The 12,769-nt window shown below is 56.0% G+C and carries 16 protein-coding genes; 4 read left to right on the top strand and 12 right to left on the bottom strand.

The annotated features are described in order from the left end of the window. Positions 1–1,558: 1,558 nt before the first annotated feature. The 4 genes from DEQ92_RS10450 to DEQ92_RS10430 all read right to left on the bottom strand — a co-directional run bounded on the left by DEQ92_RS10450 (position 1,559) and on the right by DEQ92_RS10430 (position 4,739). A complete protein-coding gene (locus tag DEQ92_RS10450; RefSeq protein WP_233516848.1) occupies positions 1,559–2,671 on the bottom strand; it encodes a site-specific integrase in 1,113 nt (370 codons plus the stop codon). A 201-nt stretch (positions 2,672–2,872) separates the two neighbouring features. Further along, on the bottom strand, positions 2,873–3,190 hold the full coding sequence (locus tag DEQ92_RS10440) for a hypothetical protein (protein WP_115820746.1): 318 nt from the start codon (positions 3,188–3,190) through the stop codon (positions 2,873–2,875). Then, the gene (locus DEQ92_RS23855) at positions 3,187–4,128 is read right to left on the bottom strand and encodes a hypothetical protein (protein ID WP_199522903.1); all 942 of its coding nucleotides are present in this window, start codon (positions 4,126–4,128) and stop codon (positions 3,187–3,189) included. The genes DEQ92_RS10440 and DEQ92_RS23855 overlap by 4 nt, the downstream gene beginning before the upstream one ends. Further along, on the bottom strand, positions 4,125–4,739 hold the full coding sequence (locus DEQ92_RS10430) for a DNA-binding protein (RefSeq protein WP_115820745.1): 615 nt from the start codon (positions 4,737–4,739) through the stop codon (positions 4,125–4,127). Before DEQ92_RS10430 ends, DEQ92_RS23855 begins: the two co-directional genes overlap by 4 nt. A 430-nt stretch (positions 4,740–5,169) precedes the next feature. Between DEQ92_RS10430 and DEQ92_RS10420 the strand changes: the two genes are divergently transcribed. After that, on the top strand, positions 5,170–5,418 hold the full coding sequence (locus DEQ92_RS10420) for a winged helix-turn-helix domain-containing protein (protein WP_115820875.1): 249 nt from the start codon (positions 5,170–5,172) through the stop codon (positions 5,416–5,418). Positions 5,419–5,426: 8 nt separating this feature from the next. Here the strand turns inward: DEQ92_RS10420 and DEQ92_RS10415 are convergent, their stop codons facing one another. Beyond that, positions 5,427–5,699 (bottom strand): hypothetical protein, encoded by a 273-nt coding sequence (locus DEQ92_RS10415; protein WP_049967705.1) that lies wholly within the window; start codon positions 5,697–5,699, stop codon positions 5,427–5,429. A 317-nt stretch (positions 5,700–6,016) separates the two neighbouring features. Between DEQ92_RS10415 and DEQ92_RS10410 the strand changes: the two genes are divergently transcribed. Together DEQ92_RS10410 and DEQ92_RS10405 are read left to right on the top strand one after the other, a co-directional pair. Continuing rightward, a complete protein-coding gene (locus DEQ92_RS10410) occupies positions 6,017–6,289 on the top strand; it encodes a DUF6516 family protein (RefSeq protein WP_394338713.1) in 273 nt (90 codons plus the stop codon). A gap of 21 nt (positions 6,290–6,310) precedes the next feature. After that, a complete protein-coding gene (locus DEQ92_RS10405; RefSeq protein ID WP_181950683.1) occupies positions 6,311–6,760 on the top strand; it encodes a hypothetical protein in 450 nt (149 codons plus the stop codon). Between the two features lie 2 nt (positions 6,761–6,762). On the opposite strand, the gene DEQ92_RS10400 is transcribed toward DEQ92_RS10405, so the two are convergent. Further along, positions 6,763–7,767: a Cdc6/Cdc18 family protein gene (locus tag DEQ92_RS10400; protein ID WP_115820744.1), complete on the bottom strand. Its 1,005-nt coding sequence runs from the start codon at positions 7,765–7,767 to the stop codon at positions 6,763–6,765. 119 nt (positions 7,768–7,886) lie between these two features. Between DEQ92_RS10400 and DEQ92_RS10395 the strand changes: the two genes are divergently transcribed. After that, positions 7,887–8,246: a hypothetical protein gene (locus tag DEQ92_RS10395; protein ID WP_115820743.1), complete on the top strand. Its 360-nt coding sequence runs from the start codon at positions 7,887–7,889 to the stop codon at positions 8,244–8,246. Here the strand turns inward: DEQ92_RS10395 and DEQ92_RS10390 are convergent. The 6 genes from DEQ92_RS10390 to DEQ92_RS10365 are packed head-to-tail and all read right to left on the bottom strand — an operon-like array spanning position 8,243 to position 12,755. After that, positions 8,243–8,593, bottom strand: coding sequence for a hypothetical protein (locus DEQ92_RS10390; protein WP_115820742.1), 351 nt, complete (start codon positions 8,591–8,593; stop codon positions 8,243–8,245). The two genes, DEQ92_RS10395 and DEQ92_RS10390, sit on opposite strands and share 4 nt — an antisense overlap. Next, entirely contained in the window at positions 8,590–8,817 is a 228-nt protein-coding gene (locus DEQ92_RS10385) for a hypothetical protein (protein WP_115820741.1), read from the bottom strand. Before DEQ92_RS10385 ends, DEQ92_RS10390 begins: the two co-directional genes overlap by 4 nt. Then, on the bottom strand, positions 8,814–9,113 hold the full coding sequence (locus DEQ92_RS10380) for a hypothetical protein (RefSeq protein WP_115820740.1): 300 nt from the start codon (positions 9,111–9,113) through the stop codon (positions 8,814–8,816). The genes DEQ92_RS10385 and DEQ92_RS10380 overlap by 4 nt, the downstream gene beginning before the upstream one ends. Beyond that, a complete protein-coding gene (locus tag DEQ92_RS10375; protein WP_233516846.1) occupies positions 9,110–9,478 on the bottom strand; it encodes a hypothetical protein in 369 nt (122 codons plus the stop codon). The genes DEQ92_RS10380 and DEQ92_RS10375 overlap by 4 nt, the downstream gene beginning before the upstream one ends. Further along, positions 9,478–12,504, bottom strand: a complete 3,027-nt coding sequence (locus tag DEQ92_RS10370) for a LamG domain-containing protein (RefSeq protein ID WP_147299486.1) — start codon at positions 12,502–12,504, stop codon at positions 9,478–9,480. Before DEQ92_RS10370 ends, DEQ92_RS10375 begins: the two co-directional genes overlap by 1 nt. Next, the gene (locus tag DEQ92_RS10365) at positions 12,501–12,755 is read right to left on the bottom strand and encodes a hypothetical protein (protein ID WP_233516845.1); all 255 of its coding nucleotides are present in this window, start codon (positions 12,753–12,755) and stop codon (positions 12,501–12,503) included. Before DEQ92_RS10365 ends, DEQ92_RS10370 begins: the two co-directional genes overlap by 4 nt. Positions 12,756–12,769: the final 14 nt, after the last annotated feature.

The raw sequence follows: 12,769 nt of genomic DNA, 5'->3' as shown, positions 1-12,769 counted from the left end.
CTTGTGGACTGCTGGCAGAACAAGTTAACTAGAACAACGTCCACGTCGGTCGAGTCTAGGCCATGAGTTTACATTAGGTCGAAAGAATCCGCACAGCGAGCTGGGTCCGCTACACAAGAAATCACGAAAGAGGTCTGGCGGCTGGTGAGTAGAGTTTTCACACACGTTGTATATATGTTCATTTAGATCTCATGTCCTGGTTTAAGGAATTATTCAAATCAGGTATGTCACTAGCTGGGCGGGTATTGTTCTCTGTTGGTCTGGTTAGTCTCTTATTTGTTCAACTATCTGGAGTTATTCAAAGTCACCCAATATACACCCCGCTTGCTCCGTATGACTGGCCCGCCTTAGGTATCGTTGCGGGTGGGTTCCTCATTCTATTCAGTACACTCATTCGCGATGGGCCCCGGCGAGTTGGGCAAGACAACGTCCGAGTTGTCCCAACAGTAGATTCCGATCAAGAACTCTCAACTCTTCTCGAAGAAGCTCAAACTGTAGTTGGTCATCAGGTCAGTTCAATCCAGAATTTGCGAACAGACGCGATTCAGTTGATCAAGTTGAACCTACTGTTAGCCAGTATTCTCATTTCGGCCATTGCTATTGGTATCGACTCTGACTCTTGCGTCACCGCAGTTTCTTTTGTAAACGTGTTCACGAAGGTAGGGAGTGGACTACTGACGTTTTCAATCTTCTCGGCAACGTACCTGTATGTAACCGTGGAGTATACTGGCGGTATCTCTGGTGACACGCTTGACCAGATATTCACTTCCCAAGAGCACTCACAGGTTTTTGTGGAAAATTGGCTTCTGAGTGGATACGAAGAGTGGATACGGGGAAATTCGGTCGTCCAGCGGGACGGTGCGATTCTGATTGGTCTTTCCACTCTGCTGACTATCTCTGCGTTAGTTATGTTCGGAAACGGGTTCCTCGCAGCAGTAGAGTGTTCTATTTAGCTAGTTTCGGCTCTGTTTAAATCCTTCAGCGTTGACATTGGAGAGAGCGCTCTTTCTGGCTAGTTTCCGTGGATCACAGTGAAAACTGGTCTCTCAACAAATCGCAAGACGGCAAGAGGATTTCAACAGAGCCCTAGTTTCAGCTCTGACTTAGTCGTGCGTGACTGTAATCCCCCGAGAATGTGAGACAGTTCTTGAGTACCGGATCAAACTGAACACAGGCGCACTCGATTCTTGCACCGCGAGGCGAGCAGAGCGAGCCCTCGCGGGGAGTTTTTGGTCCACCGTGAGACGCGAGGCGTCTCACGAGCATTCGTTCGCTGTCGCTCACGAGGACAGCTTTTTGCGAGGAGACTGTCGCTCTGTGAGCGACAGTCGACGACGTAAAACGGTGGTACGGGGTCGCTGAGAGTCGAACGTCGGAAGACGGTCCCGCTCGCTTCGCTCGCGGGCTGCGACTTCCGGGCTCGACGCTCAGCTCCGTGCATACGTCACCCGACGCGCGGGTCTCGCCGGAGTCCTGACGGACTCACGGCTCGTCGTGTTGCGTCGGCAAAAGTATGGGACCGCTGAGGTGAAGAATCCGAGTTCTACGCGTAGAAATCTCATTCATCATCGTCCTCCTGTTCAGTACGCTCTTCGAGGAACGCCCGTCGTGACTGCATCCGCTTGAGCAAATCAGGATGGTCGTAGTGCTGTCGGATGACTTCAGGAGTCGCGTTCGCGCGCTCCGACAGCACCTCAGGCGGCCACCCCTCGTCACGGTGGTGCGTGATCGCCCCCGTCCGAACCCGATGTGGTGAGCGGGCAGATGGGCACCGCTGCTCAAGTCCGTGTTCTCGAGCCTCGCAAGTCTGGACGTCCCGACCATGCGGACACGGTTCGTCGAAACGGCAAGGTTGGGTGATGATATTGAAAACGCGTCGAATCGCACCCCGACTCATCCGATTCTCTCCCTTCTCGGTTGAGAAGAGAGGGGCTCGGTCATGGTCATCGGTCACTGGAACCCGATTCACCCGGATGAACGCGTCCAAAACCTCAGCAACTTCATCCGAAATAGCAACGGGACGCTGTCCCTCGAACTTGTTCTTCAGAGGCGTCTGCTCCCGATGCCGGAAATAGACAAACGGCGTATCCACAGCCTCGACGATTTCCTCGAACTCCTCTTCACCAACCTCGGGGTAGTGTCGAAGACGGTCCAGGTCGTCATCATCGAGGTAGCAGTCCCCGACATCAAGCGCTCGAAGGGCACCAACACGGACAGTCGTGTGCCAAGCAAGGGCGAACATCGCGTGCTCGCGAGATGCAAATCGATACTTGGCGAGGTTGTCGAGAACCCCTTCAGCTCGACCCGATGCGAGTTTCTCTTTGTTCACCCGCTCGTCCTTCAGCAGACTCGGGATCTCGATAGCTTTGACCAGTCCCTCCTCAACGGCGTTCAGGTCCTCGCAGAAAGACAGAAACAGCTTCAGCGTCCCGAATCGATTCTTCAGCGTTGACTGAGACAAGTCGCGTTCTCGCAACTCAGTGTCGAATCTGAAGATATCGCGTGTCGTGAGCGTATTGAGATTCTTGACGCCGTTCTCGTCGCACCATTCAATGAACTGGTTGACTCGATAGTAGTAGCTCTGAACCGTCTGGTCGGCCTTCTCCGACCGTTGTCGAGTGAGCCACATCTCCATCGCATCAGCGGGCGAGAGTGGTTCGAGGTCACTCATCGTCTCAGAGCACCTCCGTAGGAGTGACTGATTCGATAGTAGAGAGATCCGACCCGCAGTCAGGACACTTTTCCAGGGAGAACATCTCCGAGGGCTTCGTCTCGCTGCAGGCGACCTCAATCTCGAACGCGACATGGTCAGGGTCGCTCGGACATTGCACAATCATCGTGCCGTCGACACGGTCAGTCAAGCGACGGTTAGTCATTCGAGACTAACCTCCGGTCTATCGAAGGAGATCGAGCGAGCGTGGAAGCTCACCGATTTAATCGACCATCCAAATTTCTGTGCGAGTTCGAGCGTCGCCTCGATGGCGAAGTCGGCGTCTGGGTCGAACCAGACGATTTCGGAGCCGTCGCGGTCACACTCGATGTGTCGGACGCCTTCGAGGCCGCTGACCGTCTGGAGCCACTCGTTGATGTGAATCTCTTCGTACTGGAGTGCCTCGCGGATGAGTTCGCGACTGCGCTCGTGGTTCGCACCGTCGAGGGCGTCCTGCAGCGACGTGATCGCCGGCGTCATCTGTCGGCCTCCTGTTTGATGGCCTTTAGAACCTCCTCCGTTGGCTGGATGTTGAGGTCGCGGTTGTACGACGCGAGAACGCGCGCCATCTGGTTGACGCCGAGTCCGGTCCGCTCGACCTCATCGAACGCGTCGAAGACGGCGCGGATGTCTCCTTTGTTCAAGCCGGAGTGTTTGCCGTAGAGGAAATCGACGAGGTCCTCTCGGCTCAGGTCGCGGGAGAAATTGAGGAGTGCTGTCCGCACCTGCTCGACAGCCTCGACGTGCTCCTCCCACGATTCGGAGAAGTTCCGCGCGAAGAGGTCCTTGTCGTCGTCATCGAATTCCAGTTCCTTCTTCGAGAGCGCTTCTGAAATCGCCCCTCGGGCTTTGCCGTACTGGCCGTCAGAGATGTGCCCGTAGATCTCCTCTGCATCGTCGTCGTCCAACGTTCCGTCTTCGCGGAGCTGCTGGACGAACAGCTTCAGTTTCTCTCGAACCGACTGCAACCGTTCTCGGGCTTCGTTGAACTGTTCTTTCTGCTCTTGCGCATCGACGAGGAGATCGTCGAGTGGGTTCTCTTCTCCACTCCCGTCAGTCTCGATACCGTCGCCACGTTCGACTCCAGCGAGATTGTACTTCTTGATGACGACGCCCTCGCGCCCACGAGATGCGCGTGCCGCGGCCTGCATCAGACCAATGCCAATCGCTTCGGCTTGGTCTGGCGTCATCGTCGTCGAGGCGCGCACCGTGTCGAACTCTTCACAGACTTCGAAGACAACTCGGTCGGTCGTCGACTCGACGTAGAGCCGGTTGACCCGGTCGGAGATATCCGCGGTCATCCCGCCATTCGAAGTGGTCGACTCCATATCGAGCGAGACGTGCATCTCGTCAGCACCGGCGGCCGCCTGTGCGTCGGGGACTGGCGACTCCCAACTGTCGTCTGGCGTCTGACTCACCGTTCTTCACCACCATCAGCAACAGCCTCAGTTAGTTCGAGCCCGGCAACGTGAGCCATGTGTTCAACCTCTCCAGCGAGCATCTGGCGCGCCAGCGGAGTCGACTGAACCGCGTTCGTTCGCTTGTCGAGCGGCTCCCGGTCCAGAACGCCCATCTCAACGAGGTCATCGATATTCGGGTAGACCTGAGCGTTGCTGACTTCGTGACCGTACCACTCACTTAGTGACCGCTTCACTTGGACGCCGTACGGCGACTTGCCCTCCTCGTTCTCGAACTCGATGACGGCCTTGACGAGTTGCTGCTGGAAGCCGGTCAGGTCGAGCCACCGAACACCACCATCGGCAACGAGCCTCACATCCTGCTCAAGACGAGTCACTCGCCATCGTGTCGCCTTCGTCTCCGGACGGTAGCGTTCGACTTCGAGGCCGTCAAACTCGACGGGGTCCCACTGCGGGTACAGACCGATAGCACGGGAGAACCAGTAGCCGACCTCTTTCCCATCGATGTCAGTCCTGTTCGAGATGTTCTTCGCGTAGTAGATGCGGTCTTGTCCGGGGTCGAGGTCCTCACGAAGGAACGCGAGGAGCGTATCGAGGTTGTTGTAACTCATGGTGTTAGTCCTCCCGCACGATATCGCTCGCGCGGACGTTCGGTAGGGTACAACCGCACGGTTCAACCGTACGACTGGCGGGCCCACTCGCGGCGAACCCCTCAATGGGCGTGGCACACGCTGGGCAGTTCGAAGACGTTGCACTAGTCGTGTCGCGGGACTTATTTCGCACCCGCGAGAGTGCTGATTTGGTCGTCATCTGGGGTGACGACCTCCTACCGGGCTCCTGCTGATACAGGGGTCCGGGCTTTTGCCCGAACGAGTAGCATCCGGAGAGAGTCGTCACTTCCCACATAACCCCTCTATCATATAAAGATTGACCAAATATTTGTTCAGAAAGAACTAATAATAGTCTAGCCCATGACAAGTCCAATGCTGTTATGTGAGCACTTGGAGACTGTTCGGCTGAATGCGACGCCGTGCCAGATGGATGACCGGAAATGACGACAAAATCCTTGAGCTTCTGGCTCAGGGACGTCTGGCACTCAGTAAGAAAGCGATCATGGTCAATTTCGAATTGAGCGGAATCGACATCTCGTATTCGACCGTGAAAAGACGCCTCCCAATGCTCGAGGATGCGGGTTTGGTTGAACTCGTCCGCGAGCAGGGTGGGTACTATCGTATAACTGATCAAGGGATCTCGTATCTGAACGAGGAGTTCGAACCACCCGAAATCTGATTGGGTTGTCACTCCCAATCGACCTCCAGCTGCACGAAAACTTCGCGCATCCAGTCCGGCTCGTCAGGATCGTCGCTCCGACCTTTTCCGTTGAACACATCGATGAACGTCGCACGCTGATTCGAATCGATACCGTAGACCCAGCGTTGCCCCTCGTGATGAACGTCAAGGCGGGCCGCATAATCCGCGTCCGAGGTGATTTCGATTCGAACTTCGACACCACTCAGCAGCCGAAGGTTTCTGCTGGTTCCGTTCGGTCCACTACCAATCGTCGTCGACATACCCGAGCCGATGAGAATTGGATATAAACGGTTTGCAGGGTGGTGAGCGAATCATCGAAATTCGACGTTCTATTCTCTGGTTTTTGGACGCTCTCGCTTCTCTTCTCTCGAATGAGCGAAAATGAGCGAATGAACGAATCCTCGCGCAGTCTGTCGATTAGCGCGATGAGCGAATCAATCGTTCCCACTACTATTGGTACTCAGACCAATGGATAGAGTTATGCCATTGGTCTACGTACCAATGGCTGAGGATGGCCTCGCTGACCGACGACGACCTTGATGGTGTGAGCAGAGGGGAAAAATACCCCGACTGAACTGTGGTTCGAGTGTTCTGCATGCGAACCTCAGATGATGCGTACCCATCTGGGTGGGCCTACAAGCTCCACTACGGTGCGATACAACCAGACTCTGAGCGCACTCTCAAGGATGGAACGATTCGTCGGTACGATAACTCACACGAAGACACAAAAGGCCACGAACTCCACGTCGCGCCGAACCCTGACCCAGAGATCATCGAGTTCCCCGGAATCGTCGAACTCTGGGAGCGGTTCTGGAGCGAGATACCGAAATCGGAGTTTGAACTCAAGTGAGGCCATCCGAGGGAGGTCCCAATGTCAGATACTGTGCCACCGCTGCACCCGATGGAACGCGAACTACTCGAAGCCGAATCGACACTCGTCGTTACAGTAAAATCGGACCGAGAGTTCGAAGAGGACGTTACCGAGAGTCTCACCGCTCTCGCAGATGGCGACTCTGTAGACTCCACACCGACGATTTCATTCACAAGCTATGATGACCTGATGGCTACGCTAACTCCGCGAACGCTTGACCTCATCAAAGCTATCCGTCGAGAAGAACCATCCAGCATCAACGAGACGGCCCGCGTAGTCAACCGTGACGTGAAGAACGTCCACGAAGAACTCAACCGTCTCGCTCGATTGGGTGTCATCTTCTTCGAGCAAGAGGGCCAGAGTAAGCGACCAGTCGTCTGGTTTGATGAGTTAGTCATTAACCTTCCATTCGACATGGAGAACAACGACACAGCCGCAGCAGCGTCGTGAGACTACGGCTCAACGAGTCGATACCGAGTCCCCCGCGTCGCCCCCTCTTGTTCGATGAGTCGGTACCGTTCGAGCGCACCGAGATAGCGGCGACGGGTCGCCTTCGATTTTGGCGCGGAGATGTGCTCTTCGTACGCTGCGTGGAGGTCCGTAGACGAGACCTCACCGTAGCGTTTGACGATGTCGTAGAGAAGTCGCTTGTGCGTCGAGAGGCGTTCGACGTTCCGCTCGTGGACTTCTCCCGCGGCACCATCAGCGACGTCATCGACGAGACCCGGACTGAGTGCATCGAGTTCTTGCAGGTCTGCAAGCTGGGCCGCCCGTCGAAGTTTGGTAATCGCGAGCCGAGCGTCGCCAGCTGCGCGATCTGCAATATGCTTGATTGTCGCCTCGTCGACAGCGCCGGGAACGAGACCGTGGTCGACGCGGGCGCGGATGATATCCGCGAGTTCGTCGTCCCGGTACTTTTCGAGGACGACCGACGCCGCGGCGCGAACGCGTGACTCGACGCGCATGTCGAGCGTAGAGAGAAACGCGTCTTCGGAGACACAGATCATCATCGTGGTGACGTTGTCGATGTCGTAGAGCATCGCGATGAGCGACGGGTCTTCGAGGACGTCGACCTCGTCGAGGACGATAACGAACTGCTCGTTTCGGTCGTCGATTCGAGTGAGATATTCGTGAACCGGCGTCGACGCTCGGTCGAAGTCGAGTCCGAGGCCGGCGTCACGCATGAGCGTGTGGAGAACAGCGGCGTTCGTCGAATTCGATAGGCAGTTCACGTAGGCGGTTCGGACATCGAGTGTCGCACGTTCGAGTTCGTTCGCCACGAACCGAGCAAGGGTCGTCTTCCCCGCACCGGAGGGTCCGGTGATGAGGATGTCCGACCCGGCTTCGCCGCCTTCGATTGGCTTCAGTAACGACGAGAGGTGCCCGATTTCGGCGTTTCGATGTTCCAGGTCAGCCGGGACGAAGCTATCCCGGAGTGCCCGTGCATCGCGTATCATGCCGATATCATTCGTGAGACAATGTTTTGAATAGTCGGCAAGCAGAGTGAAAGTAAAGACACGTACGAAAGTTATCAGACGGCAGAACGATTATCAAGTCTTCACTCAGTGATATTGATATGAGAAAGGGGCTGAATCATCGGTTCCACGACCTCCCGCTCGTCGATGAGGTGACGGGAATAGCCCTCTCGATGCTGATTCTGTACTGGCTTGCACTCAGCGCCGTCATTGGAATCGGAATCGTCGCCTCAATCTTTGCCGGAATAATCGCCAAGGCATTCCCACTACTCGGTGTCCAGTACCAAACAATCACGGACGCGATCATTTTCTCAGAGACCACTGACAAAGTCGCGTTATTCGTTTTCTGGACGTCTGCTGTTGCAACGGCAATCGTCGGAGTGTTCCTCGCACTCGACTACCTCACGAACGCCATCGACACCGTCTTCAGAAAAGTCGGGATTCTCGGGGGCGGACGCTAACCGAACGGGTGTCTATCGGCGTAACTCGGGAAGGCGTAGACGACCCAGTTGACGAAGAGTATCACGAGCAGCCCGAGGTCGTAGAGTGCGAGCCCGGCGAGACCCGAGACACTCGGGACGCCGAAGATGACGACCAGGAGCATGGCGATGCCGAGCCCTACGAGTGTCGGTGCGAGATGCGCGACGCGAATCGCCCAGACGGGTGCGTCGTCGTTCCAGTCCATCGTTACTCGTGAATCAGTACCATCGAGAGAGATGTCGATGTCTGCCCACGGGTAGGCCGCAGCAGCGTGGGTGAGTTCGTGGAGGGGGACCGATGGCGTCAGCAGGTTCGAGAGGCGGGTCATCGCGGCACCTCGCGGGCGAAGAGCGTGAGGAGGACCATGCCGTTGAATCCCAGCGCGAAGTAGATCCCGACGCGTGTGAGGACACCAGGTGCGTCAAGGGCGATGGGTGCGGCCATGAGCCCGTTGCAGAGAAGGTTGACCATGATGAAGACGTGCGCGGCGAGTTGTTTCTCGTCGAGGTCCTCACCAAGAGAGAATCCATCGCGGAGGTTCGAGATGCTCATTGTACCACCGTCTGGAAGAGTGCGGCAAACAACGAGACGACGAGCGTCATGAAGATGACCGTCCATGCGATCGAGGCGATGATACCGGGAAGCAACGTCGCAGCGAAGCCCGAGATGAGGACGAGAAGCGTCGCGGGCAGGACGTAGTCGCCGGTCTTGGCGTAGATGGGGATGATAACGCCTGCGACGATGAACATCGCGAGAACGTTCTCAGTACCGGGACCGAAGGCGCTTCCGAGGCCATCAGCGACACACGAGTGGACGTCCTGCTGAAACCAGCAGTCGAGTTCGCTCATGAGATACGCATCCCCCGGATGATTTGCCAGACGCCGATGTAGTTCACGAACTGAATCGGGACGCCGATGGGACCGGCGAACCACGCAGGAAACCCGACGTTTTGGAGGGCGATCGGAAGCATGAGGCTCCATTTCAGCGCTCCAACGATTGCGCCAGTCGCCTGCGTGGTGAACCCGAGGTAGGACTCGACTGAGCCGCCGCGGTCAGCACGGTACGACGATGCGTCTTCGGATAGCTGGTCGGCATCATCCTGGAGACCAGTCGCTTTGTCGATTCCAACGGCGTCGTTGAAACCGGACCCGGCCATGAGGCCGCCAGCGACGGCGAAGCAGATGACGAACAGCATTGGGACTGTGACTTTCATTAGTAGGAGTTGAAGGAGGCGGCGAGCCCGAGTAGCGCGACTGCGCCGGAGAGCCCGATGACACTCATCGGGATGTCGACCCAGCCGAGCCACGTGATGCCCGTGGCGACGGAGACAACAGCAACCGCGCCAACTCTCGACAGTGTCGAGGGGAACGCGGCCGAAAGTGCGACGAGAAGGACGAGTCCGGCGAGCGTCGCCCATCGAGAATCGATAGGGACGGGCGTCCGGATCGAGGCGGCTGACGAGATGGGCTCCTTGATGGTGATCGTCTGGTTGTTTCGTTCGAGGGTGATGTCCACGGCCCAGTCCTGTTCAAGTTGAGACTGACTGAGTGGTTGCGTGCGCTTGAACGTCGAGAGGTTGGTCGCAGACGACTCAAAGAGGATCTCAGAATCATCGCCACGCTCGTGGACGATGATTTTGAGACTGGTTGTTTGTTTTTCGCTGTCGTCAAATGCAACAACGAGTGACGAGTTTCGTTCGTCGATATAGGCATGCCACTGATAGGTCTCACCCTTGGGGGCTTGCCACCGAATTTGGCCGACTTCAAGCGTAGCAGACGAATTTTTTGTTGGGACGTACGCGCCAAGTTCGCGACGGTCACCGTCGTCGTTCTCTATCACGAGACGGTAGCGTTGGTCTTTCTCTAATTCGGTTTTATAGATTTGGTCGCTGCCGAAATAGTCTCCCGAGACGACTTGCCACTCAATGGTGCCGTTCGTCTCAATTGGTCGCTCCACATAGAGAACAGTATTTGATCCTTCGAACTCACCAGTGAGGTCGTTAAGAGTTAGTTCCTGATATACCGTACTCGTGTTCTCCGGGAGGAGATAAAGTGAAGACTGGTCGAAAACGCTCTTGATGGCGATTGTGCGGGTAACGTATCCATCCGCACTGACTTCGATAATGTAGCCACGGTCTGCATTGATGCCGGTGAGGTCGATAGTACCATCATTGGTCGTCTTTTCGAAGATGAGTTCACCCGAGTATAGCTTGGCTTTGATATCGACGGTGTCATTGATCTTCTCACCAGTCGAGACGTTCCGTATCGTGACGCCTGAGGGGATTGCAAAGCTTGCTGTGTCGCTGGTGACCTCGTTCCCGAACTCATCGACGAGTCGGACACTCCAATCATGAGTGCCTGCTTGTAGTCCACCTGCGTATGCGGTGACCTCTTGAGATGACGAAATGGTCTGTGATGCAATTTCTGAGCCGTCAACAGACCATTCGACCGTGACGGTGTCCCCTTGTGCTGTTGAGAAATCGCTGTCGTCGACAGTCAGAGATAGTGGGACTGGGACTTGGTCGACAGTTGTGCTTGTTGTGTTTGGAGAGAGACCAATGACAGATGGGGATGATGTGTTAGAACGAACACCCTCTGCATTGAGGCGGGCAATATGATGCGGGCCAGTCGGGCTGAACTCGACGTCGATGTCGACGTTGTCAGCGCTCGACTCAGACCACGTGAGCGTGTGGTTGCCGCTCGTCGAGAACGTCGATTGGTTGAGGACGGCTCCCGAGCCAGTTCGCCACGTGACAGTCGCGGTCGCGTTTTTGAGCGTGAGGTCGGTGAACCCGCTAACCGAATTTGTCACGGAATGTGAGGTGGAATACGTCGATGTCTGCGGAATCTCAGACGCCGGCTGTGTGCTGAGACGGGCGATTTCATCCGCCGACAATGCACGGTGGTAGAATCGCAGCTCATCGACACTCGCATTGAGATCGTTATTTCGGTTTGCCGCCCCTGGTGGTGCCAATTCGACGCCATCGAGATTAGCAGTTCCAGACGTCACCGGGTCAGATGCTGCGAGTGACCCATTAACCCAGATGCTGCGATGGGACCCATTGTAACGCATCGTGACGAAGGACCACGCATCAATCGGGACAGACCCGGCCTTGAATGTGGACTCAGCAACGCCGGGAACCCGATGCGAGAGTGTTTGACCCTCCTCAAGAACGACGAAGTTCTCGAGGCCGGACGTTGATAATATCCGACGATAGTCATTCTCGCTGCTCGTGTCAACTGCGTCTGGTCGGAGATAAAACGAGACGGAATACGTTTGGGCGCTGCCGTAGTCTCCAAGACTTGTCGAATTACCATCAAGGGTTGGGTCGAAATTAATCGCAGACCCAACAACTCCGTCATCAAACTCTCCGAACCCAACTGTCGATGTTTTCCCTTCGTCCGATTTGATCTCTCCAGACCCACGATCGAATGCCCAACGGTCGGTTGCGGGTGCGGTGAACTTTGTTACTGGGTGGCGTTCATGTCGAGTCTGCAACCCCGGAGACAATGGTGAGCTATGCATCGCAAGGTCGACAACCTCTCCGTGGAAATCGTTCCCTCCAACGACGAGACCTTGGTTTGTGTTGGCTGGCTCAAGCGTCCCCCCTCCGGATTTGACGAGCGTGCCGTTGTGGTAGACTCTGACCGTGCCATCTGACTCAATGGTCAAACCGACCTGATTCCGAGCGTTTGGATTGATGACTGGGTCCGTGACCAAAACAAGAGTGTTGCCATAAAACACAGACAACTCTCGATTGCTGTCGATTTTGAGCTGCCAGCCGGAATCTCCCGCATAGTCGAATCCGTTGCCCACGAGTTGTTGGGTCGAGCTTGACGATGGGTTTGGATTGATGACCATCGAGACCGTGGTTGGAGTTGAGACAACATCGCTGGAGACGAGGTCGTCACCCGGATCAAGTGCGACGCCGTTGGATGTCCACGATGCTCCAGAGAGTGTGAGATGACGGTTACCAACGTCGTCAATCGCAGTTGACCCAGATCCAGCATCGAAGTTCCATCGTGCGACAGCAGAGGGTCGAGAGACATCATGATCGACACTATCGAGACTGTCGATAACCTCCGCGTTGGTTAACGTCGCCGAACCAAGCTCGGTCGCAGTCGAGTTTGACGAGACGACTGCGATATGAGCTGCGCTGACCGGAGCGGCACTAACGGCGAGATAGACCGCGAACATAACTGCGAGGATTGATAATCTGCGCGTGAGCTTAGTCCTCACAGCCGACCCCTCCGGTACTGAGCGACCTGTTGTTTCTCCCGTGTCACGCCAGCGATGGCCGCGTACACAAGGTAGTCGACAATGAATATCGGGACGATGAGGAAGTAGCTCAGCGTCTCTAAGTTCTGAATCGGTCCCCAGACCCATGTCGGCTGGAGGAACGTCATACTCTCCGCGACGTGGAAAACCTCCGCACCGGCGGTGTTGAGGAACAACACGAGTCCGGCAATCTGGACGATACCGACTGCCACGAAGATGAGTACTC

The sequence above is a fragment of the Haloferax sp. Atlit-6N genome, from assembly GCF_003383195.1.
In the GTDB taxonomy this organism is placed as follows: domain Archaea; phylum Halobacteriota; class Halobacteria; order Halobacteriales; family Haloferacaceae; genus Haloferax; species Haloferax gibbonsii.
This window is presented reverse-complemented; position numbering and strand designations above follow the sequence as displayed.